The following is a 24044-nucleotide window of genomic DNA, read 5'->3' as shown; positions in this document are numbered from 1 at the left end:
AGGCGTTTTTTAATTAATAGTTTGAAATAATAGCAGTTAATGCTGCAGGCGTCAGCCGCCTCACGTCAGCGCGTTGTACACCCGCGCCAGACGCCCGGTCCCCGCCGCGCTCACCGGCGACTCGCTGGCTGCGACAAAGCAGGATTCGCCCGGTTGCAGGACCAGCTGCTGCCCGGCCTTTTCAATCACCGCCTGGCCTTCGATGCAGAACAGCAGGGCGGCACTGTGCTGTGCCAGCGTTTGCGGCGTGGCCGAAAGCGTATGGATGGCGAAGGCAAAATCCTCTACCGGAATTGGGAAGTTGAGGCTGTCGCCCTGCGTCTGCGGCTGCGTGAGCAGCGTTGCCGCCGGTTTGGCCTCGAACTTCAGGTTGGCCAGCAGTTCCGGAATATCAATGAATTTTGGCGTCAGGCCGGCGCGCAGCACGTTATCCGAATTGGCCATCACTTCCAGCGCCACGCCTTTCAGATAGGCATGCGGCGTTTCGGCGAACAGGAACATCGCCTCACCCGGTTGCAGGGTGATGACATTCAGCAGCAGCGGTGAGAACAGGCCATTATCGTCCGGATAGTCGCTGGCGATGGTTTTGATGGTCTGCCACGGTTCGCCTTCGCGCGCGTTCAGCGCGGATTTCAGTACGCCGAGCGCACGGGTTTTGCTCTCGTCTTTCAGCGACAGCAGGGTAGCGAACAGTTTAGCCAGCGCGGCTTCGCTGGCGTTTTCGAGGAAATGGGCGATCTGCGGATGCGCGCCCGCGACCGGCTCCAGCAGCGAGACAATCTCAGGCAGTTCGCGAAAGCCGTTCATCGCCTGGAACGGCGTCAGGGCATACACCAGCTCGGGCTTGTGATTATCATCTTTATAGTTGCGCTCGGCGGCGCTGAGCGGAATGCCCGCCGCGTTTTCACGCGCGAAACCGGCTTCTGCGGCGGTTTTACTGGGATGCACCTGAATCGATAACGGCTGATCGGCGCACAGCACTTTAAACAGAAACGGTAGCTCACCAAAACGCTGCGCTACCGCTGCGCCCAGCGTCGCGAGCGGATCGTCGTTGATCACGTCACGCAGCGAACGGGTGACGCCATTCACTTCAACGGTAGAGGGGCTTTTGGGGTGCGCGCCCATCCATAATTCCGCCATCGGCAATCCCTGCGGGTTTTCGATGCCGTAGAGTTCGGTCAGCGCGGTTTTGCTGCCCCATGCATAATTTTGCAGCGAATTGTTCAATTTTTGCATCGTTTACCCTTAATAACGGTAAGTAAATAAGCGTATTAAAGCAGAAAGTGCCATAGAAAATACACGAACAAGTGCAATAAACGCGATGGGCTCGCATAATGTTAATTTCTTGTATGTGACAATCTTGCTCGCTCTAAGGCGTCGCGGGAAGACGACTTAGGCGGAAACCTCAAAATCTGAGCTAAGGAGACGTAGTCATGGCAGCCAACCGCATTGAAAAAGATTCAATGGGTCCGATCGAAGTTCCGGCAGATAAGTTGTGGGGCGCACAAACGCAGCGTTCGCTGGAGCACTTCCGTATCTCCACCGAGAAGATGCCCGTGGCGCTGGTGCACGCGCTGGCGCTGACCAAGCGCGCCGCCGCCCAGGTGAACCGCGATCTGGGGCTGCTGCCGGCTGAACGGGCCGGGGCGATTATCGACGCCGCTGATGAGGTGCTGGCCGACCAGCACAGCGACGAGTTCCCGCTGGCCATCTGGCAGACCGGCTCCGGCACCCAGACCAACATGAACATGAATGAAGTGCTGGCGAACCGCGCCAGCGAACTGCTGGGCGGCGAGCGCGGCATGTCACGCAAAGTGCATCCGAATGATGATGTTAACAAGAGCCAGAGCTCCAACGATGTGTTCCCGACGGCGATGCACGTTGCTGCGGTGATTGCGCTGCGCGAACAGCTGATCCCGCAAATTGAGGTGCTGAAAAACACCCTGAGCGAGAAGTCCGCCGCGTTTAAAGACATCGTTAAAATTGGTCGTACCCACCTGCAGGACGCCACACCGCTGACGCTCGGCCAGGAGATTTCCGGCTGGGTTGCCATGCTGGAGCACAATCTGAAGCACATCGAACACAGTATTCCGCACGTCGCCGAGCTGGCGCTGGGCGGCACGGCGGTCGGTACCGGCCTGAATACCCATCCGGAATATGCGGTGCGCGTGGCGAAAGCGCTGGCCGACCTGACGCAGCAACCTTTTGTCACCGCGCCCAACAAGTTTGAAGCGCTGGCGACCTGCGACGCGCTGGTGCATGCGCACGGCGCGCTGAAAGGCCTGGCCGCCTCGCTGATGAAAATCGCTAACGACGTGCGCTGGCTGTCGTCCGGTCCGCGTTGCGGCATCGGTGAAATCAGCATCCCGGAAAATGAGCCCGGCAGCTCGATCATGCCAGGCAAAGTCAATCCTACCCAGTGTGAAGCGCTGACCATGCTGTGCTGCCAGGTGATGGGCAATGACGTGGCGGTGAACATGGGCGGTGCGTCCGGTAACTTCGAACTCAACGTCTACCGGCCAATGGTGATCCACAACTTCCTGCAGTCGGTACGGCTGCTGGCCGACGGCATGGACAGCTTCAATCACCATTGCGCGGTGGGCATTGAGCCCAACCGCGAGCGCATCGATCAACTGCTCAACGAGTCGCTGATGCTGGTTACCGCGCTGAATACTCATATCGGCTATGACAAAGCGGCGGAAATTGCCAAGCAGGCGCACAAACAGGGGCTGACGCTGAAAGCCTCGGCGCTGCAGCTCGGCTACCTGACCGAAGCGCAGTTTGACGAATGGGTGCGGCCGGAAGAGATGGTTGGCAGCATGAAGCAATAGCTTTGCTTTACTGCCGGACACTACAGCGCGACCTGTCGCGCTGTTTTTTTGCCTTACAGACGGTCACTCCATAAATGCAGCCGCGGGATGATCAGGTGCAGCGGCTGCGCCAGCGGCTTGTAGCGGTGCGCGATGTTTTCAGCATCGTAATCCAGCAGTTCACCCAGCGTCGGCACCTGCGTACGATCGCGGCACAACACCAGCAGCGGCGAAGGGCAGGCCAGCTGCAGCTGTTTTTTCTCGCTGGCGCGCCACAGCCGCGCGATAGGTTGCACTTTGACCGGTCGCTTGATCTTCAGCTGCGCGCCGTCCGGCAATGACCGCACCCGCTCCAGCTCCTGCTGCACTTTCTCTGCCCACTGTTCGCGCGTCCACGGTGCCTGCGCGCGGTTCGCCTTCAGGCTGCGCTCCAGCTGCCCGACGATGGCCTCGCGCGTCACCTTCTTGATGATGTTTTTATTCGCCCAGCCAAAACGCAGCGTATCCGGCGCCTGCAGTAGCGTGACGCTGCGGTAGGCATTGAGCGTGATCAGGCCACGCAGATGCTGGTGCACAAACTCAAAACGCGCCTCGCTCGGCAGGCCGGAGTCGACGGTGATTAATTGCTCCAGCCGCTGTTTGAGGGTGTTGATGGTCGTGACCTGCTGCTCCAGTCGCTGGCTGGCTGCCTCATCCGCCTCAATGCAGAGGGCGCCAGGCAGACGCACCGCCGCTTTGGTGCTGAGTTTTTCTGACTGATGCTGCATAAACAGGCGACAGTAGTGGGCGAGGGCCAGTTCGCGCGCGCGTTTACCGAGATGCTGGGTCACCGCGATGCGGTTGATTTCATCATGCTCTTTGCCTTTCTCGATCTCCGGCAGGCTAAACACGCGCGCCAGCAACAGCGGCTGCTGTTCAACCGACGCCCGCAGTGCAGTGAGTTCGCGCTCCAGCGTATTCACGCATTCGTGTAAATCAGCCACCAAATCGTAGCGAGCCATTACAATTCTCCATAGTTACAACATACCAAAGGGTGGCACTGAATGACGCGGCGAGCAAGCAGGCATACTAGTTACAACATACTAAAATAAGATTTATCCATCCAGTCGCTGAAACCCCGGCGTGGAATTCGGCTCAACAGGGCGCGCGGGCATTTTTCCTGCCGGATGAACATGTTATAACCGTGATTTACCTGTTAACGGATATTAGCTGTGGAGTATCAGCCAAAACCGGGCGCGCCCGCTATCGTTACGCTCGGCGCCGTGCAGATCCTGTCGTGGGGCGGATCGTTTTATCTGATGGCCGTGATGGCTAACCCGATCATCGCGGAAACCGGCTGGTCGCAGCAGTGGGTGTATGGCGCACTTTCGCTCGGCATTCTGGTCTCCGGCCTGCTGGCACCGCTGTGCGGCCGGCTGATTGCCCGCGCACAGGGTCGCCGACTGCTGGCGGCGAGCGGGGCGGTGATGGCGCTCGGGCTGGTGATCATGGCGCTGAGCCACAATTTGCCGCTGTTTCTGTTCGCCTGGCTGATTATCGGCGCGGGCATGGCGATGGGCCTGTATGACGCGCTGTTCGCCACGCTGGGCACCTTATATGGCGGCCAGGCGCGTGGCGCGATTACCGGTATTACGCTGATTTCAGGATTCTGCACCTCGCTGGTGTGGCCCGGCATCGCGCTGCTGATCCACTGGCTGGAGTGGCGCGGTGCCTGTCTGGCCATTGCCGCGCTGCTGTGTCTGGCGGTGCTGCCGGCTTACCTGTATGCGCTGCCGGCGCCGCGCACACCATCGATGCCAAAAACCAGGCAACAGCATACCGCACAGAATTCACTGGCTCCCACGCTGTTCTGGCTGCTGTGCAGCATTTTTACCCTTGCGTCGGTGATCATGACGGCGATATCGGTGCAGCTGATTACTCTGCTGCAGGCGAGCGGGCATTCGCTGAGCGCCGCGCTGGCGATCAGCACGCTGCTGGGGCCGTGCCAGGTGGCGTCGCGCATTGTCGATATGGCGTTTAAGCGCGGCCATCCCATCTGGACCACTTTCTTCTCAGTCGGGCTGGTGGCGCTGGGATTACTGCTGCTGGCCTGTTATCCCGCGTGGGCGCTGGTAAGTATGGTGCTGTACGGTGCAGGAAATGGCTTGCGGGCTATCGTGCGCGGTACGTTGCCGCTGGCGATGGTAAAACCGGAAGAGTACGCCATTGTGGTTGGCCGCATGGCGCGACCGGCGCTGATTGGTCAGGCGCTCACGCCGCTGATTGGCGGCTATATTTTCCAGCATTCCGGCGCGCAGGCTACACTGTGGCTGTTATGCGGGCTGGCGCTCATCAACGTGCTTTTGGTGGTGGTGCTGAAGCGGAAATTGCCGGCAGGCGCTCCGGAATCCGCAGGGTGAAATCGCCACTGACGGCTAACGGGCAGAGATGGCCGCTGCTGCGCTTTAGTGGCGATCCGTCAGATATTGAAGCAGGCAACACAACGCGCTTAACAGCAGAGTGCAGCCAGCCGAGACAATGAAAGGCAGGGGTGCCATTCGTACGCATTGCCATAAGGTTGGCGCGTTCAGGCAGCTGGTTGCCGCCGTGATGATGCCCACCGTCAGCGGGAGAACGGTCAGCAATAACGCGCCGACGACCGGGGATAATACAGACATTATTTCGCGCCTCGAAAATAGTAACGGCGCGCATTTTGTGCAAAAAATAGCAAGGGAATCATGACCCTGATCAATATTATTCCTTTCAGAAACCGGTTAATCGACCCTGACGCAGCCCCTTCGCCGGTGTGTTTTTGTTTCTTACACAGAAACAATGGCTTGTCTGAAGGTCGGTTGCGCACACGGCGCGACACCCGTGCAGAAATAATCGTCCCTTTGTCACAACGTCCTTCACCAGCCCGCAGCTACAGCGGTGGGGGCAAAAAAGTGACACGTCGCGCATATTGTTGCGCAAGGCTCAGAGTGCTAAAGCGGTCAGCGGCATGCCATACTGGAATATTTTTATCTAAATTCAAGAATTTAAGTCGATATCAAGGCGGGTAATAGCGCAGGTTAGTCACGGGTGGAAAGCATTTTCGGTATTCTAAAAAGCAACAGTGTTTGTTATATTTATTGCTCATTGATTATTCACTGCCGCGGTATGAAAACAAGAAGATAGGCCGCAACTCAGGAAACAGAAATGCTAGATTACCGCTTCCCGACAGCTTTGCAGATGGTTTTGAGCGTAGCGATGGCGGAGCAATTGGGTAAACGCTCGACCAGTGCCATTCTGGCGTATGGTCTTGAAGCGAACCCCAGTTTCATTCGGAAACTCATGGTTCCGTTAACGCGCGATGGCATCATTGTCTCGACGCTTGGCCGTACCGGCTCGATCCATCTGGGTCGTCCGGCCGCTGAGATCACGCTGCGCGATATCTACACTTCAGTGATTGAAGACAAAAAACTGTGGGCGTCGCGCCCCGATGTCGCACCGCGCTGCCTGGTCAGCGCCAACCTGTGCTGGTACTTCAAATCGATCGCGGAGCAAGCGGAAGAGGCGTCGCTTAAAGTGCTGGAAACCCGCACCGTCGCCGATGCCCTTAACGAGCTGAAAAAGCACGATACCAGCAACTGCGAACCGCTGCCTGACCTCGAAATCGCCGAACTCTGCAAAAAACACCGCTAACCTCGCGTGCGCATCGCTGATGCGCACCTTTCCATTCCGCTTCTGCACGCGCAATCTACCCCTGTAAATCCTGTGAAATCCCGCTGCTGTGCTCTGGCGCAGAGGCGCACTGTTGCTGTGTAACATCGTCATGCCGCGACAGGCAAAAAAAATCCGGGCACGATGGCCCGGATGGGTTTTACTCCTTAGCGTTTACACCGTCTGCGTTTCCACCGCCGGCTGCTGTTTGCGCGTCACCAGCTTACGCAGCGTCACGTAGAACACCGGCGTCAGGAACAGGCCAAACAGCGTAACCCCCAGCATGCCCGAGAACACGGTGATGCCGGTGACGCCGCGCACTTCGGCGCCCGCACCTTCGCCCAGAATCAGCGGCACGGTGCCGGCGATAAAGGCGATGGAGGTCATGACGATGGGGCGCAGACGCAGGCGACAGGCTTCCAGCGCCGACTCCACAATCCCTTTGCCCTGCATCTCCAGTTCGCGGGCGAACTCGACGATCAGGATGGCGTTCTTACATGCCAGCCCCATCAGCACCACCAGACCGACCTGGACAAACACGTTGTTATCGCCGCCGGTCAGCCACACGCCGACCAGTGCGGATAGCATCGTCACCGGTACGATCAGGATCACTGCCAGCGGCAGCGTCCAGCTCTCATACAGCGCCGCCAGTACCAGGAACGCCAGCAGCACCGCCACCGGGAACACGATAAACGCGGTGTTGCCCTGGGTTGCCTGCTGATAGCTCAGGTCGGTCCATTCGATATTCATGCCGTTCGGCAGCACCTGGCTGGACATCGCCTCGAGTTTCTCCATCGCCTGCGCGGAAGAGAGCACGCGCGGATCGGCATCGCCAATCAGGTCGGCCGCCGGATAGCCGTTATAGCGAATCACCGGGTCCGGACCGTAGGTGGTGGTGATGTTCACCATGCTGCCAATCGGCACCATCTCACCGCGATCGTTACGGGTGCGCAGGTTCGCGATATCCTGCACGCTGTCGCGGAAATCCCCGTCAGCCTGCGCCATCACACGCCAGGTACGACCAAACTTGTTGAAGTCGTTGACGTAAGACGAACCCAGATACACCTGCAGCGTCGTGAACAGATCGGTCAGCGATACGCCCTGTGCTTTGGCTTTGTCGCGATCGACCTGCACATCCAGCTGCGGCACGTTGGCCTGATAGGAGGAGATCGGGAACATCATGCCTGGCGTCTGCATCACCGCACCGGACAGGGTATTAATCGCGGTTTGCAGTGCGCCATAGCCCAGGCCCGCACGGTCCTGCACATACAGCGAATAGCCCGATCCCTGGCCCAGACCGAGGATCGGCGGTGGCATGATGGAGAAACCGAAGCCCTGCTGGATTTTGGAAATTTTCGCGTTGATCTCAGCATTGATTTCCGCCGCAGTGCGGCTGCGCTCGCTGAACGGCTTCAGACCGAAGAACACCGTGCCGGTATTGGGCGTATTGGTGAACTGCAGCGCATTCAGGCCGGGGAAGGCTACGGAGTAGGCCACGCCTTCGGTGTTCATGCCGATTTCGCTCATCTTACGAATCACTTCATCGGTACGCGCCAGCGATGAGCCTTCCGGCATCTTCACGCCACCAATCAGGTACAGCTTATCCTGCGTCGGAATAAAGCCACCTGGCACGGTATGGAACATAAAGCCGGCACCGGCCAGCAGCAGCACGTACACGCCAAACACCGCACCGCGCCGGCGCAGGGTTTTGCCGACCATCGATTCATAGCCGTCTGAGCTGCGCTGGAAGAAGCGGTTAAACGGCCGGAACACCCAGCCCAGCAGGCGATCGATCAGGCGCGTCGGCAGGTCCTTCGGCGCACCGTGCGCCTTCAGCAGTTTCGCCGCCAGCGCCGGAGAGAGCGTCAGCGAGTTAATCGCCGAAATCACCGTCGAAATGGCAATGGTCACGGCAAACTGCTTATAGAACTGACCGGTTACGCCCGAGAGGAAGGCCATCGGCACAAATACCGCACACAGCACCAGCGCGATGGCGATAATCGGCCCGGAGACCTCGCGCATCGCCTGGTGAGCCGCCGCCACCGGTGTTAAGCCCTGTTCAATGTTCCGCTCGACGTTCTCCACCACCACGATGGCGTCATCGACCACGATCCCAATCGCCAGCACCAGCCCGAACAGACTCAGGGTATTGAGCGAAAAGCCCAGCAGGTAGAGCACGCTGAAGGTACCGACCACCGACACCGGCACGGCCAGCAGCGGGATGATCGAGGCGCGCCACGTCTGCAGGAACAGAATCACCACCAGCACCACCAGCACGATGGCTTCGAACAGCGTCTGGACCACGGCGCGGATCGAGTCACGCACGAAAACCGTCGGGTCATAAGGCGCGGCCCACTGCACGTCATCCGGGAAGCGCGTTGCCAGCTCGGCCATCTTGGCGCGTACCGCATTCGACAGGTCGATGGCGTTTGCGCCCGGCGACTGGAAGATACCGATACCAACCGCATCCTTGTTGTTCAGCTGCGAACGCAGGGCATAGCTGCCGGAGCCCATCTCGATGCGCGCCACGTCACGCAGGCGCACCAGCGTGCCGTCATCGGCGGTTTTCAGGATGATGTTGCCAAACTGCGCCTCATCTTCCAGCCGCCCCTGGGTGTTGATCGACAGCAGAAAATCGCTCTCTTTCTTCGTCGGCTCTGCGCCCAGCTGCCCGGCAGAAACCTGCACGTTCTGCTCCTGCATGGCGCTGACCACGTCGCCGGCGGTCATGCCGCGCGCCGCCACTTTGTTCGGGTCGAGCCAGACGCGCATCGCGTAATCACCGGCACCGAAGATCTGAATCTGGCCGACGCCCGGCAGGCGCGCCAGCTCATCTTTCACCTTCAGCGTGGCGTAGTTACGCAGATAGAGCGAATCGTACTTGCCGTGGGGCGAGAACAGATGCACCACCAGCGTCAGGGTAGGTGACTGCTTCTGGGTGGTCAGGCCGAGCTGACGCACCTCTTCCGGCAGACGCGCTTCAGCCTGTGCCACGCGGTTTTGCACCTGGACCTGCGCCTGATCGGGATCGGTTCCCGGGCGGAAGGTCACGGTGGTAACCAGCACGCCATCTGAGCCGGCCACCGACTTCATGTACATCATGTTTTCCACCCCGTTGATCGCTTCTTCCAGCGGCGTTGCCACCGAATCAGCAATCACTTTGGGGTTGGCACCGGGATATTCTGCGCGCACCTGCACGCTGGGTGGTACCACGTTGGGGTATTCACTGATCGGCAACAGCGGAATGGCGATCAGTCCGGTGGTAAATATCAAAATCGACAGCACCGCGGCGAAAATCGGTCGGTCGATAAAAAAGCGGGAGAAATCCATAACGGGCAGTCTCGATTATTATTGATCGGAGCGCATGGCCACCGGCTGCGCTTTTACCGGCATACCGGGCATGAACACTTTCTGCAGACCGTTGACAATGACCTTGTCACCTGGCTTCAGACCCTGCTGCACAATACGCAGGCCGTTAGCCAGATCGCCCAGTTGAACATCGCGGCGTTCGGCTTTGCCCTGCGCATCAACCACGTAAACATATTTACGATCCTGGTCGGTCAGTACCGCGCGGTCGTCGACCAGCAGCGCGTTAAATTCTGCGCTGCCCGGCAGCCGCACGCGAGCAAACAGGCCTGGGGTAAACTGACGCTGCTGATTGTCGAGCGTGGCGCGCATGCGAATGGTGCCGGTGCTGGCGGTCAGCTGGTTATCGAGAAAATCGACAGTGCCGCGGTGCGGATAGCCCTGTTCGCCGGTCAGCGCAATCTCTACCGGCAGCGAACCGCGGTTCTGGCCCTGACGCGCCATCGCCTGGTACTGCAGATAAATCGCTTCGTCGACGTCAAAGTAGACATACATGCGGTCCTGCGAAACCAGCGTGGTGAGAACGCTGGCGCTGTCGCCGGCGGTCACCAGGTTACCGGTGGTGATCATCGCCCGGCTGGCGCGACCATCAATTGGCGCGGTGACGCGGGTAAAGTCGAGGTTCAGCTGCGCCATATCGACTGCCGCCTGGGCGGCCAGCACGCTGGCCTGCGCCTGACTGGCGGTCGAACGCCGCTGTTCCCACTCTTCGCGCGACACCACCTGGGTGCCGATCAGCTTGTCGGTACGGGCCGACTCGCTGCGGGCCAGCGCCGCCTGGCTCCGCGCGCTGGCCAGTTCGGCCTGCGCCTGCTCCAGCGTGGCGCGGTAGGTGCGGTCATCAATGGTAAACAGCACCTGACCTTTCTTCACCTCATCGCCTTCGCGATAGTTAACCTGATCGATATAGCCCGAGACGCGCGGACGCAGCTGCACGCTCTGCACCGCTTCAATGCGGCCATTGAAGCTATCCCACTGGCTGACTTTTTGTTGCACCACCTGCGCGACACTCACTTCGGGCGGAGGCGGCGGCGCATTTTGCGCTACACCGCGATCACAACCGGCCAGCAGGCTTCCCAGCAACATCACTCCTGACAGGCTTACGGCCCGACGAACCCCATATGTTTGCAGATGCATTGTTGTTATTCCGCGTTGGTGAAAAAGAAAGGAGACGTACGAAAAATCTGCAACTTTTAAGATTGCATTAAAACCACAGGAGTGTAGGCTTGGGCGAACTGCATCTGCAAGAATATCTGATACACTTTATGTGCGGTTTTGATCAATTCGTAACAGGTAGCGAAAGCCCCTACGGCGAGTGCGGCATTTAATGCAATAATAAAACTTGCATTAAGTGCGATAGTCAGTCACCCTTAAAGTGTAATTGCAACTGATACTGATACTGTTCGCCATGGCGACGGGAGAGAATGGGATGATGAGCGACGCTTTTATTCACGATCTGATCGACTGGATTGATAACAACATTGAAGCACGTCTGGATCTGGACACCGTAGCGGGGCGCGCCGGCTATTCGAAGTGGCACCTGCAGCGCATGTTCAAAGAGCACACCGGCTATCCGCTGGGTGAGTACATCCGGGCCAAGAAGCTGAAAAAATCGGCCGACCGCCTGACCACCACCAACGAACCGATCCTTAACGTGGCCATTTCGCTGGGCTTCGATTCACAGCAGTCGTTTAACCGCAGCTTCAAGCGCCAGTATGGCGTGGCACCGGGCGCATGGCGTCGTCACGCCGCGCACACCCCGAGCGCGATGCAGCAGTAAACCTCCGCCAGGGCCAGCCATGCTGGCCCGCGTTTTTCCCCGCCTGAAACCTGCTATTATCGGCGTCCTGCTTTTCAGGATGTCACTATGTCGAAAAAACTCTGGATTGGATTACTGTTTGCGCTGGTGGTTTGCTGGATCGGGCTGAAGCCCCATCTGAGCGGTACTGCGCCAGAAAAACAGACGGATATTGCGCAACTGACCGATGCACATCGCGTGGCGCGCTGGCTGCAGCAGCATCACCGTTTGCCTGATTTTTATCTCACCAAAAGTGCGGCACGTCGTCAGGGCTGGAACCCGGCGCAGGGGAACCTGTGTGAGGTGTTGCCGGGGCGCGCGATTGGCGGCGACCGCTTCAGTAACCGCGAACGGCGGCTGCCGATGCAGGCGGGACGGCAGTGGTATGAAGCGGACGTCAATTACGACTGCGGCCACCGCGATGCCGATCGTCTGCTTTACTCTTCTGATGGGCTGATCTTTCTCACTACCGATCACTATCGCAGCTTCACGCCGGTACCCTGACTATGCTGACACTCCATTTTGATTTTCGCACGCTGGATACGCGCCAGGCCTTTTATCAGGCGCTGGTCGATCAGAGCGGCTGCGGTGAACGCTTTGGTTACAATCTGGATGCGCTGTGGGACTGGCTGACCGGCGGTATGGCGCTGCCGGCAACGCTGCATCTGGAGCATGTCGCCGAGGTCAGCGCCAGTGCGGAGTTTGCCCCGGTGCTGGCGCTGCTGGAAGAGGCGGCGCAGCAGCTGGCGGGTGAGCTGCGCCTGATTACTCACTGACTACGCGTGCAGCGGCAGCAGCATAATCGCCAGCGTCTGGCGTGCGCTGGCCGGCAAATCGCCGCCGCCGGTGTAGCCGTTATTCTCGACGATCAGCGAATTTAACCCCACCAGCCAGTCATAAATATAATAGGCGGTGTGATTAGCCGGCGCGGCAGACAGCCGCGTCAGACGCTGGCCTGAAGAAAAGCTGACGCTTGGCGCCGGCGGGCGGGCGAAAATCGGGCTGCCGCGATTGACGCGACTCTGCGGCCGTTCACGTTCATCCCGCTGCAGGAAGCCGAGCCAGGCGACAAAGTCACCCAGCACCGTCATGGCACGCGACACCTGGCGATCGGTGCGCGCTTCATGGGCACTGGCCTGCGTCTCCGTTTCGTTGAGCGCGCTTTGCAGTTTGCTCAGCACCTGCAGACGGAAGCTGGCGGTGATGAGCTCCTCCACCAGCAGTTCCAGCGTCGGCTTATCAACGTTGAGCAGCGCCAGCAGGCTCTGGCTCTCCGGCAACTGACGCAGGTGTGCCAGCCACAGCGCGAACACCTGCTGAGGAAACTGCTGATCGCGCTGGCCGCTGCTGCTGCGCGGTTCGGCGGTGGTTACCGGCTCATCGTTAAACAGGTCAAACTCAAAACCAATACCAAAATAGCTCTGCTCCACCGCGGCTGCCTGACCGCCGGTGGACGGCGTGCTGCCGTGGCTCTGACTCAGCCACAGCTGGCGCACCGCTTCGCGCGAGGGCTGTAAACGCTCAAGCAGCTCGCCGTGCAGGCCGGTGCGATGCTGTAAACACTTCAGCAGCGTATCGGCGATGGCCTGTTTCCGCGCGGCCTGTTCCGGCGTGGCGCTGGCTTCGGTCCACGGCTGCAGACGCTCCACCAGTTTCTGCTGCAGCGTGCTGAGCTGCAGCGCCAGCCGGTCGCGCCGTGCCTCCGGCTGCATCTCATCCTGCAGCCAGCTGCTCATGCGGTCAACACCGGCGCGATCGCGCGCCAGCATAGAGCCCCAGCTCTGGCCAGGCTGACCAATCTGCCGCTGTACCGCTTCATCGACGTTGATTTGCGACTGCTGATAGCGCGCATCGTGCGGCGTAATCGCCCAAATCAGGCGCGGCTTGTCTGCGCTGGCCGTCGCGCTCTGCTGCAGTTGCCACTCGCGCAGCGCGCTGGCGGCGAGATCCGCATCCTGACGCTGGCTGGCGGCGGTACAAATCAGCATTAAATCGATGCCCTGACGTGCGGCATAGAAGCCCGGCAGCAGGGCACGTTTCTGCTCCAGCAAGCTGGCGCGCAGCGCATCACGCGCCTGCAGCCTTGCGCGCTCGTCCTGCTGATCGCGGTCGGCGGGCGTGCCCGGTGCGGGCAGTTCCAGCATATCGGCGTCGTCATACAGCGCCTGACGCGGCGTCGAACTGAGCGGCAGGGTGATTTCCAGCGTCAGCAGCGCCAGCCAGCCGAGCGGTACCGACTGCGGTTTGCCCACGCGGTTGGCGACAACCGGACACACTTCAATCAATTCATTCAGGTCGGCGTCATGGCCGATGAGCTTTTCAGCGGGCAGCGAGGCGTCATCCACCAGCAGGCTGAGCGGTGCCAGCACGCGCGGCGCGTGCCGCAGCTGATGGCGCAGATGCAGCAGGCTGCGCAGGGTTTCATTCAGCGCCGGACGCTGCGGCCACAGCAGCGCAAACAGCTGCACGCGGTCGTCTACGTTGAGCCACGGTGCCAGCTCAATCGCCTGCGGCCAGAAATGACGGTCCAGCACCTCGGCGTGGTCGGGCTGGCGGCGATGCCACGCCCACAGCGTCACCAGCGCGTCGCTGTCGAGGCCGGGCTGCATCTCGCTCTGGCGATGGCGCTGCAGGCGCTGCAGCGCGGCATCAATCGCCGCGCTGTCCGGCTGGGTGTCCGCGCTGGCACCGGCCAGCATCAGACGAATCAGCTCGGCTTCGCTCAGCAGCGTCATCTCCAGCGGCCACGCGCCTGACTGCGCTTCACGCTGATGGCTGAAACGGGTGGCGATGGCAAAATCGAGATTGCCGGGATTGATGTGCTGAAAATAGTTCAGGGTTTTGTCGCCGAGACGGGCGATCAGCTGGCCCTGCGCGTCGCCGACCATTTCACTCAACAGCCAGGCTTTACCCGCCTGCGACTGACCAAACAGCGCCAGGGTGACCGGTCGCGCCAGCTGTCGCGCCAGCGCGTGGCTCTCAGCGCGGGCGCGACGCAGCTGGAGCCGCAGCGTATCGGCTTCCAGCGCGAGACGCGGCGAGTGCGCCTGGTGGCTCTCCACCCAGTTCAGCGCGCCATCAACCGTCTCCTGCAGCAGGCCCAGGCGTTTAGCAGGCGTCGCCGGCGTAGCTTTTTTGGCAGTTCTCATCGTTTACACACGCTCCCGCTGTCGATCCAGTATTGCGCATTGGCGTTGCCGGTGGCCGACAGCGTATTCAGTTTCAGACTCAGTTGCTCCAGCGGCACGCGCGTGCCATCGTCCATGCGCGCCTCGCTCAGCACCAGCCGCTCCGGGCCGAGGTTATCCGGGCCCGGTTGTACCGCCAGCCTGATGCGCAGCACGCTTTCGCCCGCTACCTGGCGCGCCAGCTGCGGATCGGTAATGCTCAGGCTGTAGAGCGGTGTCGCCGGCCAGCGGTCGTTCTCCAGCTGGCGGAAACCGAGGCAGACGTTACCGCGAATGCGGAAGCTGCTTTTACGGTCCAGCGCGAAGCTGTGGCTGTCGAGATCAATCTCGCTGTAGCACAGATTGTCATCGCTCAGCGTGGCGTTTTCATCCAGCACGCCAAGGTAGCGAATGGTCGAGTAGGGTTCAAAATCGCCGGCGCGGAACCAGAAGCTGCTGAGACGCAGATCGAGTGCCAGCAGACACAGCATGGCACCGACCGCCGCGGTGGATTTCGGGTTGTCAATGCGCCCCTGTTTGTTGAACGGATACCAGTCGCTGGTGTGATACCCCTCCAGCGACAAAATGCGGCTACCCGGCAGCGGCTGCAAATGACGCACCAGCGCCTGAATGCCCGGGAAGCGCGACGGGCGACCGGTCAGCAGCAGCACATCGCACTGATAGAGGGAAACCACTTCGCACATGGCGCGCAGCGCCGGGATGATTGCCATCCGGTGTTGCAGAAACTCAGCATGCAACTGCGCCATGCTCACCACCAGCGGCACGTCAAGCAGATCGAAACGGCTGTCGCCGCCGAGCGCGCGCTGAATCTCTCCGTTGACAAACGCCAGCACGCTGCTGGCTGGCTTCTGCGGCACCAGCTCGCCAAACAGCGCGTTAATTTCGCTGTGGCTGTCGAGCGGATTCCAGTTTTCATAGCGCTCCAGCACCGCCTGCGCCAGCGGAATAAACAGCTGCAGGGTGACCTGCTGGCGCAGCGTGGCCTGACCGTCCATGCGGCTGTCGTGTCCAAACAGCTTGTTCATCAGCGGTTCCGCCAGCGCCAGGCCGGCTTTTTGCAGACTCTGCTGTAGCGCGGGCAGGATCCACAGCTGAATCACGTCCAGCAGAATGTCATCGCCGGCCACTTTAAACCCTTCCCGGAACAGCAGACGCGGGGTGATTTTCACGTTGTTGCCCTGACCATCATCCAGACGATACTGGGTGATGGCGAGGTCGGTGGTGCCGCCGCCGATATCAATCGAGGCGATGCGCAGGCTTTTGCCCGGCAGCTCATCCGCTTCGCGCGGGCGATCCGGGCGCGCCATGCTGCTGAAGAAATCTTCCGCGCGACCGGCAAAGTTCACCTGGGTTTCGTTGAACAGCCACACCATCTGACCGCAGGTGGCTTCATCCCACTCCATCTGCACATCCGGTACCGGACGCAGGCTGTGTGCCTGGCTGGCGGCGTCAAACGCGGCGTCGGCCGGATGCCAGCCTTCGGCTTTCCACACCAGCGCGATGGCTTCCTGCATGCGGCGACGGAAAATTTCCCGCTCCGGCTTCGGCATGGCCGACGGCAGCGTCAGGATCACATGACGCAGCTGGCGCGGCGCCTGGCTTTGCGGCATACGCTGGCGCTGGGCCACGCTGTTCATCTGCATCATGGCCTGCGCCAGCAGTTCACACAGCATAAAGGTCATCAGCGAGCTGCGGCTGTAGCTGGCAGAAAACACCGGCAGGCGGTCATCTTCCGGCAGGGCATGCAGCGGCTGCCCCTCATCGTTGAGCAACAGGGTAAACGGCAGCGCAGTGGCCTGCGGCTCGTCGCTGCCGCCGCTGGCGTTGAAGCGCCAGCCGGGCTGATAACGCGCTTCGTCCCATAAGTAGCGTCGCGGGCTGGAGAGGCCGGTGCTGCCCTCGGTGCCGGCGCGCTGCAGCGCCAGACGACTGGCTTCGCGACCGACGCGGGTCAGCGAGGGCCACATAAACGCGTTTTCGCGGCCGCTCTCCAGCGAGAAGTTGGCTTTGCCAAAGTGCGTTTCGGCAAACTCCAGTCGGCTGTCGAACAGCTCGTTGTAGACCCGGTGCGGCTGCGACAGATCGCGCAGCTGCAGCTCATAGGTCTGGCGCAGGCCGTTGCTCTCTTCGGGGTGATCTTCCACCAGAATGCCGCAGGTGTGCGAGTTGCCGACGTCAAGAATGATATCCACGTTGACCGCCGGCGTTTGCGGTGAGGCCGTCTGGATAGTGATTTCTGCCAGATCGAGCTGTTCGCCCAGCAGTTCCAGCACGTTGAGATAGTGCGCCTGATATTCAAATTCGCGCAGCGCCTGGTTCACTTCCTGCTCGCGGCGTGATTCCAGCGCATACACCTGCTGGCTGAACGTCTCGCGCAGCCAGCCGTCAACCCAGGTGAGATCGAGGAACTCGCCCAGTTCATAGTTGTGCCACGCCAGCGCGAAGCTGACGCCGTTCTGCGCATCGGCTTTGCTCAACCCCAGCTGCTCACCGCCGTCCGCGTCGGCCACCAGGCGCGTATCAAAGGCGAGGGTGATGCGATGGGTATTGCCCGCCGCGTCGGGCTGGCTGAGCGGCGCAAGGCGCAGACGCGCCCAGTTATCCGGGCCACCGATGAAACGACGGCCGCTGGAACAGCGCAGCACCGGCAGCGGCAACCACTGCCCGGCCAGCAGCGTCAGGGAATCGGCCAGCGCGATATCAGTTTCCGGGCGCACCACCTCAGCGGCACCGCCATCCTGTGGATAGAGCAGAAACTTGCCGCTGTTGCCATCAACGTTGAGGCGCAGCAGCGGACCATTGGCGGTCTGGCGCACAAACTGCCGCCGCGCCTGTAACGCGGACAGGCGCAGACCAAAATCAAGAAACTGCACACCGCTGTCTTCGATCAGCGTGATTTTCTGTTTGTCATCAATCAGGGGAGCCAACATGGTTACTTACTCTCACGCTTAATCGTCAACGGGAACACCTGATCGGCGCCATACTGCGCCGTACAGCTGGCAATGCCATCACCGGCTTTGCACACCAGCTCCGGCATGCGATAGCGTGATTTATCGCTGCAGCTGGCAGTATAGCGGCTGCGCACTACCATGGTGCCGGCGCTGGTCATGGCGGCGGTGACATCGGCTTTACAGCGAATATTGTCGCCCTGGGTAATCACTGCGCTGCCTTTACCGTTGCGGATCTGATAGCGCAGGCTCGGCGGCTTGCCGGTCGGCAGATTGGTCTGACGCAGCGTCACGCGCCAGGTACCATTGATAAATTTCACCGAGCCGAGGCGCGCGTCATCGGGCGTCATCACCAGATCGTCCGCTTTGGCCGGTTCGGTATGTTCCGCTACGACCTCCGGCGGTGCCGGTGGGGCAGCCGGTGCCGGCGCAGGCGTCACTGTCGCACTGCTGTGCGGCAGCGTGGCGGCCAGCGTCTGTGCTTTCGCCAGCATCGCCGGGGCAAGCGCAGGCGCGGCGCTAACCACTGGCACGGTTTCGGTTTCTGCCGGCCGGACCGGCGCGTCGTGTAACCAGAAGGCCACGCCCGCTGCAGCAGCAGCGGCCAGAGGTAGCACCAGCAGCAGCGGGCGCAGTGCGGATTTCTTCCGCGCGGGCGCGTCGGCTACAACGCTCAGCGGTGCGGGTTCGGGCTGTGGTTCGGGTTCCGCCAGCAGTTCCGGCTCGGGCTCCGCCACAACGGGGGCCGCAACCGGTTCAGGCGCGGCAGCCCTTTCTGGCTCCGGCGCGGGCACCACCAGCGGCGGCAGTTCTTCATCAAGGCTGTCGCGCAGGCAGGCCAGCGCATCATCACGCGTGCGCGCCTGCGGGTCGACGAAGCCCCAGAAGGTGATCACCGGCTTGCCATCCACCAGATAGACGTATTGCTGATCGGGAAACTGCAGCGTCTTTGCCAGCAGCGCCCCAAACAGGCGCATCGCCGGATTGTCGGCATCCCGGGCGCGCAGGCTGAGCGCCTGCAAATCCTGCTGATTAAGGGTGAGCTGATCCAGCGCCTGACGCTTTTCGCGATCGCTGGCCGCCAGCCAGGATTTCACTTTGCCGCTGAATGGCGCGTACCAGTCAAGGCGGTCACCGCGCTCGTTGGCCTGCGGGATCGCGAGGCAGTTGGCCAGTGTCGTCTGGCGGCGCAAACGTAAGGTTTCGCGAATTTGCAGGGCAGAAGCCCAGACCGGCTGGCCGTTCTCCCCCAGTGCCAGTAACGCGTCGAGATTACCGCTGCGCAGAAAAGTTTTTGCCACTCGTTGGGCCCTTATCGGTGGTTATCTGAAGCCAAACATCGGGTGTGATGGGCGATGGTAGTGATCTTAAGCCAAATGCGCCGCAATCAAACGGGGGAAAAAGGGGGGAAAACAGGGCGTTATTCCCCCCACGGTACGCGGGGTGGTGAAATGTTAACCGTTCCGGCGTGGGCTGAGCAGCAAATGGGTGAGGACGCCCCCGATCAGGCCCCAGAACGCCGAGCCGACGCCGAGCAGGGAGATTCCGCTGGCGGTGATCAGAAATGCCACGATGGCGCTGTCGCGCTGCGCCGGTTCCGCCAGCGCGCGCTGCAGGCTGCCCGCCAGCGTGGCCAGCAGTGCCAGACCGGCCAGCGTGGCGATCAGCACCGGCGGCAATGCGCTGAGCATCACGGCGATCAGCGCGCCGGTAAAGCCGGTCAGCAGATAGAACACGCCCGCCAGCGCGGAAGCCACCCAGCGGCGCGCCGGGTCCGGATCGACATCATCGCCCATGCAGATCGCGGCGGTGATCGCCGCAATACACACCGAAAAGCCACCGAACGGCGACAGCAGTAGCGCGATCAGGCCGGTCCAGCCGGTGAGCGCGGAGACCGGCGGCCGGTAACCATGCGCCTGCAGCGTGGCAATACCGGGCGCATTCTGCGACGCCATGGTCACCAGGAAGTAGGGCAAGCCGACGCCAATCAGCGCGGCAGGATTAAAGTGCGGCATGATAAATTCCGGCACGCTCAGCGTTAGCGCATGAGGCGGAAAGTGGATGGCGCGCTGACCCAGCGCCACCAGTACGCCTGTCACCAGCGCCAGCAGAATGGCATAACGCGGCAGCCAGCGGCGGCCCAGCAACCACACCAGACACATGCTGCCGCACAGGGCAAAATGATCCTGTAAACCGCTGAAGGTGCCGATGCCAAAACGCAGCAGAATCCCCGCCAGCATCGCGGCCGCCAGCGACTGGGGAATATGGTTCATCAGTCGGGCAAACAGGCCGGTCACGCCGCTCAGCACAATCAGCAGATTGGTCGCGACAAACACCCCGACCACTTCATTCAGCGTCAGGCCGTGCACGCTGGTGGCCAGCAGCGCGGCACCCGGCGTCGACCAGGCGGCGAGCACCGGCATCCGCGTCCACAGCGACAGGCCGAGTGACGCCAGCCCCATGCCCACGCCCAGCATTGACAGCCAGCCGCCAATCTGCGCCGGTGAGGCGCCTGCGGCCTGCGCCGCCTGGAAGATCAGCGCCGCGGTGCTGCTGTAGCCGACCAGCACGGCGATCAGGCCGGAAATCAGCATCGGAAAGGAAAAAGCCGGACGAACAGTCGCAGTGGTCATGGAATCACATCCTGTTGTGCGTTATAACGCACATTGTGGCACGCACGGTATGGCGCGCACAAGTGGTACACTGCGCGCCCGCTTTTCAGGAGAATTCATGGAAAATCTGCATCAACATCTCAGCCAGGCGCTGAAGCAGCTGCGTCAGGCTAATGGCTGGAGCCTGACGCTGGCGGCGGCGCGCACCGGCGTGAGTAAAGCCATGCTCGGTCAGATTGAGCGCGGCGAGTCGAGTCCAACGATCGCCACGCTATGGAAAATCGCCACCGGCTTTAATGTGCCGTTCTCCTTTTTTGTGCAGAGCGGGGCGCAGCCGTCGGGCGACGTGGCGACCTTCAGCCAGCCCAATGCACAAATGCAGGTGAAGCCGCTGCTGCCGTATGACGCGCGTTTGCGCTTCGATCTGCTGGAAGTGACGCTGGCAGCGGGCGCGCAAAGCGATTCGTCAGCGCACGAAAGCGGGGTGATTGAGCAGGTGGTGGTGATGGAAGGTGAGCTGTTGCTGGGCATGGCGGGCAGCTGGCGTCGCCTGCAGGCCGGCGAGGCCAGCCAGTTCGCCGCCGATCAGCCGCACAGCTACCGCAATCCGCTGGCCAGCCCGTTGCGCTTTCATAGCCTGATACACTATTTGCAGCGCAGCTGAGCGGCGGGATGCACAATTACAAATTGATACGAAGGCAAACTACACAGTTTACCTTCGTATTTATATACTGCGGTCTCATCAGTAAAGGAGAAGGGCGATGAGCGAGCTGATTAGCGCCGCTGCCGCGTTACGCAGCATTAATGGCAAACTGATGCGCCGCCTGCGTGAATCGGCCCCGCCGGGCGATCTCACCTGGCCGCAGGTTTCCGTGCTGGGGTATCTGGTGCGCGACGGCGCAATGACGGTGACCGAGCTGGCCGCGCGCGAAGGGGTGCGCAGCCAGTCGATGAGTGCCACGGTCGCCAGCCTGCAGACGCTGGGCCTGGTACAGGGCGTGGCTGATGCGCAGGATGGCCGCAAAACCCGTTATCAGCCTACCGCTGCCTGCCTGCAGCTCATCGCCAGCAATCGCGCCCAGCGTGACGACTGGCTGCTACACAGCATCAGCAGCCTGCTCAGCCCACAGGAGCAGCAAACGCTGCTGGCCGCCATTCCCTTACTGCAACGACTCGCTGACCACTAATTTGAGAGGACTCACCATGGCTGTCACCACGTTAGATGCCCAAACCGCCCTGATTGTCATCGACCTGCAGCACGGCATCGTCCGCCTGCCGGTTACGCCGCGCCATCCGGATGAAGTGATTGCACGCGCCACGCAGCTGACGCAGGCGTTTCGCGCGAAACAGCTGCCGGTGGTGCTGGTGAATGTGGCTGGCGGCGCGCCGGGCCGCAATCAGCAGCCGCGTCACGATGCTGCTCTGCCGGCAGACTGGGCGGTGCTGGTGCCGGAAATGACACCGCAGCCGGGCGATATCAGCGTAACGAAAAAAACCTGGGGCGCGTTCCACAATACCGATCTGCACCAGCAGCTGCAGCAGCGTGGCGTGACGCAGGTGGTGGTGTGCGGGATTGCCACCAGTATCGGCGTGGAATCCACGGCGCGTCAGGCATACGAGCTGGGCTACAACGTTACGCTGGCGACTGATGCGATGAGCTGCCTGAACGCCGAAACCCACCACAACAGCATTGAGCGCATCTTCCCGCGCCTCGGCGAAACCGGCACCACTGACGAAATCCTCGCGCTGCTGAACTGATCTTTTCCCTCCAGGGCTGGTGCTGCCGGCCCTTATCTTTGCCGCTCGCTGAAGGCTGTCTGGCGCTACTGGATGTTAGGCTGGCGATGAATAGTTAATTTAAAGAAAGAAACAGCCCAGGAAGTAGGCTTTAAAGTTGGATAGTAACCATTTTTATCAGGCTCATTACTAGAAAAACCGCATATAAAAGTAATGAAAATATTGACAGGTAATAATAAGTGTCAAGCCACTTTGTTACGTTTGCATCGATAGCATTAAGAAAGGTGGAAATAGCCGCCTGCTCTTTGGGTTGAAAAATAATTTTCTGGCCTTTTTTAAGCCTGGAGAAGAAGTAGGACATGCCAAAAGAGCCAAAAAAACCCATGGAGCCGTAGAATCTATACAGTGGTGGTAATTCGAATGCGCTGTCGAGATATTGCGATAACAAAGTGTTATATTTGCGTTTGTTAATTAAATAAATAATAAACTGTAGCGTAGTTATAAAAAAAGGGATGATCGCGCATCCGAGAGCAACATAAGAAAGAGTCGTGTTCATGCTATTTCAACCATAGATCCATAAGATAATCACTTGCTGAGCTGGCAGCAGTCCCAGCCACTAATGAACCTACAGCGGCGCAAGCAACCCCTCCGGCTCCTGCAGTGGCTATGCCTACAGCAAAACAAATACCGATACCAGCAGATGCACCCAGCGTCCCTCCAGTAATACCAGCAAATGTACCGCTGGCGAATTTACTATATTCTTTAAAGGCAGTTTTGCCACATTCACTCTCGCGTCCCCTGGTGCACGCGTTAACTACCTCATTAGTGGTGTTTGCAAATGAGAAACCGATACCAATAAAACCGCCCATCCTGAGAAAACGAGCCGCCCTGGCGGCATTCCCTACGTAATATGAATAGCCTGGAATTCCACCCATCCCAACGGTAGACCACTCATGCACAATAGATCTACTGGACAGGTTAAGTGCGCGTTTCATATTCTCGTATTGCTGAAACTTAACTGAATATCGAGCAAGATTACTAAGCACAGGTTTGTTGACCAGTTCTTTCAGCTGGTTCAACAACTGATTTCGCTCAATAAAAAATTGCTGGCTTATCAGTGTTCCCTGAGTGCGAAACTGGTTTTGATAACTTGCTTCGATTTTCTTAAGCGTCTGCTCAATGGCATTGAAGTATTTTTCACCAGCATCACCGACGGTTCCGAAAACCTTATCTCCAGCACTGGTTAGCGCAGCAATTATGCCATAGTGTTTCTGCATAAAACCGGACTCGTCAACGCTGACTCCGACCAGGGCGTTATTAGTGCGGGACTTTGCCTGTTTTAATGCTGTAAGTGCTTGCATGGTTAGAGGGGCCGGCGTCTCTGGGTCAGCAACAATCAGTATCTGTCCCGGCCTTAACCAGGGCGTGTCAGCGTTCAACTGCATAAACATGGTAACTGCCGGAGCACAGGTGTCGCGAAACAATTCTCTGGCCTGGTACTCCAGTGATCCAGCGCGTTCGACAACACAATATCCCGGGGCGATGTTACGTGTCATGAATCCTTTCTCCCTTCCCTGACTAACATCCTGCACGCCTGACTGCAGCAAACAATATAAGTAATTCTATTGCGCGGCGCAAAATGTGTTGGCTAACAAATGTGGTGTGAGCGCTCAGATGCGTAAATGCGAAACCGGCACCACTGACGAAATTCTCGCGCTGCTGAACTGATCTTTTCCCTCCAGGGCTGGTGCTGCCGGCCCTTGTCTTTGCCGCTCCCTGACACTGGTTATTCTGCTGCGCCTCGCTTTCCCTGCCGCCGTTGAGAGTTGGTTGTAACAGCGCTGGTTACTGTCACAGTATGCACAGCAACACGATAACCAATATTTAGCCTGACTTTACGTTTT

At 60.0% G+C, this 24044-nt stretch carries 19 protein-coding genes; 9 read left to right on the top strand and 10 right to left on the bottom strand.

Going from position 1 to position 24044, the window contains the following annotated elements; all coding sequences use genetic code 11:
* Nucleotides 1–60 precede the first annotated feature (60 nt).
* Nucleotides 61–1236, bottom strand: coding sequence for a mannose-6-phosphate isomerase (gene manA, locus AC6I8P_RS10130; RefSeq protein WP_481657666.1), 1176 nt, complete (start codon nt 1234–1236; stop codon nt 61–63).
* Between the two features lie 197 nt (nt 1237–1433).
* Between manA and fumC the strand changes: the two genes are divergently transcribed.
* Nucleotides 1434–2831 carry a class II fumarate hydratase gene (fumC, locus tag AC6I8P_RS10125; protein WP_021506162.1) on the top strand — a complete coding sequence of 466 codons (1398 nt, stop codon included), beginning with the start codon at nt 1434–1436 and terminating at the stop codon, nt 2829–2831.
* Nucleotides 2832–2884: 53 nt separating this feature from the next.
* On the opposite strand, the gene tus is transcribed toward fumC, so the two are convergent.
* The gene (tus, locus tag AC6I8P_RS10120; protein ID WP_104092894.1) at nt 2885–3811 is read right to left on the bottom strand and encodes a DNA replication terminus site-binding protein; all 927 of its coding nucleotides are present in this window, start codon (nt 3809–3811) and stop codon (nt 2885–2887) included.
* Nucleotides 3812–4021: 210 nt separating this feature from the next.
* On the opposite strand from tus, the gene AC6I8P_RS10115 reads away from it, so the two are divergent.
* Both AC6I8P_RS10115 and AC6I8P_RS10110 read left to right on the top strand, forming a co-directional pair.
* On the top strand, nt 4022–5209 hold the full coding sequence (locus AC6I8P_RS10115) for an MFS transporter (protein WP_104092895.1): 1188 nt from the start codon (nt 4022–4024) through the stop codon (nt 5207–5209).
* A 778-nt stretch (nt 5210–5987) separates the two neighbouring features.
* Nucleotides 5988–6473, top strand: coding sequence for an RrF2 family transcriptional regulator (locus tag AC6I8P_RS10110; protein ID WP_058774737.1), 486 nt, complete (start codon nt 5988–5990; stop codon nt 6471–6473).
* A gap of 192 nt (nt 6474–6665) precedes the next feature.
* Here AC6I8P_RS10110 and oqxB read toward each other — a convergent pair whose 3' ends face one another.
* Both oqxB and AC6I8P_RS10100 read right to left on the bottom strand, forming a co-directional pair.
* Complete coding sequence (oqxB, locus tag AC6I8P_RS10105; protein ID WP_058758475.1) at nt 6666–9821, bottom strand: multidrug efflux RND transporter permease subunit OqxB; 3156 nt, start codon at nt 9819–9821, stop codon at nt 6666–6668.
* A gap of 18 nt (nt 9822–9839) precedes the next feature.
* On the bottom strand, nt 9840–10994 hold the full coding sequence (locus AC6I8P_RS10100) for an efflux RND transporter periplasmic adaptor subunit (RefSeq protein WP_498028005.1): 1155 nt from the start codon (nt 10992–10994) through the stop codon (nt 9840–9842).
* Nucleotides 10995–11286: 292 nt separating this feature from the next.
* On the opposite strand from AC6I8P_RS10100, the gene AC6I8P_RS10095 reads away from it, so the two are divergent.
* The 3 genes from AC6I8P_RS10095 (at nt 11287) to AC6I8P_RS10085 (ending at nt 12431) form a co-directional block, all read left to right on the top strand.
* Nucleotides 11287–11637, top strand: coding sequence for a helix-turn-helix domain-containing protein (locus tag AC6I8P_RS10095; protein WP_021506154.1), 351 nt, complete (start codon nt 11287–11289; stop codon nt 11635–11637).
* Between the two features lie 87 nt (nt 11638–11724).
* Complete coding sequence (locus tag AC6I8P_RS10090) at nt 11725–12159, top strand: ribonuclease domain-containing protein (protein WP_021506153.1); 435 nt, start codon at nt 11725–11727, stop codon at nt 12157–12159.
* 2 nt (nt 12160–12161) lie between these two features.
* Nucleotides 12162–12431, top strand: coding sequence for a barstar family protein (locus tag AC6I8P_RS10085; RefSeq protein ID WP_262255756.1), 270 nt, complete (start codon nt 12162–12164; stop codon nt 12429–12431).
* On the opposite strand, the gene AC6I8P_RS10080 is transcribed toward AC6I8P_RS10085, so the two are convergent.
* The 4 genes from AC6I8P_RS10080 to AC6I8P_RS10065 all read right to left on the bottom strand — a co-directional run bounded on the left by AC6I8P_RS10080 (nt 12432) and on the right by AC6I8P_RS10065 (nt 20424).
* On the bottom strand, nt 12432–14804 hold the full coding sequence (locus tag AC6I8P_RS10080; RefSeq protein WP_498030582.1) for a virulence factor SrfC family protein: 2373 nt from the start codon (nt 14802–14804) through the stop codon (nt 12432–12434).
* The gene (locus AC6I8P_RS10075) at nt 14801–17773 is read right to left on the bottom strand and encodes a virulence factor SrfB (protein WP_498030581.1); all 2973 of its coding nucleotides are present in this window, start codon (nt 17771–17773) and stop codon (nt 14801–14803) included. Before AC6I8P_RS10075 ends, AC6I8P_RS10080 begins: the two co-directional genes overlap by 4 nt.
* Before the next feature lie 2 nt (nt 17774–17775).
* On the bottom strand, nt 17776–19092 hold the full coding sequence (locus tag AC6I8P_RS10070) for an SrfA family protein (RefSeq protein WP_262255749.1): 1317 nt from the start codon (nt 19090–19092) through the stop codon (nt 17776–17778).
* Between the two features lie 153 nt (nt 19093–19245).
* Nucleotides 19246–20424, bottom strand: a complete 1179-nt coding sequence (locus AC6I8P_RS10065) for a benzoate/H(+) symporter BenE family transporter (protein ID WP_021506148.1) — start codon at nt 20422–20424, stop codon at nt 19246–19248.
* 97 nt (nt 20425–20521) lie between these two features.
* Here AC6I8P_RS10065 and AC6I8P_RS10060 point away from each other — a divergent pair, with 97 nt between their 5' ends.
* The 3 genes from AC6I8P_RS10060 to AC6I8P_RS10050 all read left to right on the top strand — a co-directional run bounded on the left by AC6I8P_RS10060 (nt 20522) and on the right by AC6I8P_RS10050 (nt 22161).
* Complete coding sequence (locus AC6I8P_RS10060) at nt 20522–21067, top strand: helix-turn-helix domain-containing protein (protein WP_159378206.1); 546 nt, start codon at nt 20522–20524, stop codon at nt 21065–21067.
* 97 nt (nt 21068–21164) lie between these two features.
* Entirely contained in the window at nt 21165–21590 is a 426-nt protein-coding gene (locus AC6I8P_RS10055; RefSeq protein WP_021506146.1) for a MarR family winged helix-turn-helix transcriptional regulator, read from the top strand.
* Between the two features lie 16 nt (nt 21591–21606).
* Nucleotides 21607–22161, top strand: coding sequence for an isochorismatase family protein (locus tag AC6I8P_RS10050; RefSeq protein WP_058758482.1), 555 nt, complete (start codon nt 21607–21609; stop codon nt 22159–22161).
* Between the two features lie 130 nt (nt 22162–22291).
* Here the strand turns inward: AC6I8P_RS10050 and AC6I8P_RS10045 are convergent, their stop codons facing one another.
* Together AC6I8P_RS10045 and AC6I8P_RS10040 are read right to left on the bottom strand one after the other, a co-directional pair.
* Nucleotides 22292–22696, bottom strand: coding sequence for a hypothetical protein (locus AC6I8P_RS10045; protein WP_498001063.1), 405 nt, complete (start codon nt 22694–22696; stop codon nt 22292–22294).
* Between the two features lies 1 nt (nt 22697).
* On the bottom strand, nt 22698–23696 hold the full coding sequence (locus tag AC6I8P_RS10040; RefSeq protein WP_498030580.1) for a hypothetical protein: 999 nt from the start codon (nt 23694–23696) through the stop codon (nt 22698–22700).
* Nucleotides 23697–24044: the final 348 nt, after the last annotated feature.

The organism is gamma proteobacterium symbiont of Lampromicra miyakona (genome assembly GCF_059730895.1).
Note: the sequence above shows the minus strand (reverse complement) of the source record. Positions and strands in the feature narration are given on the sequence as shown.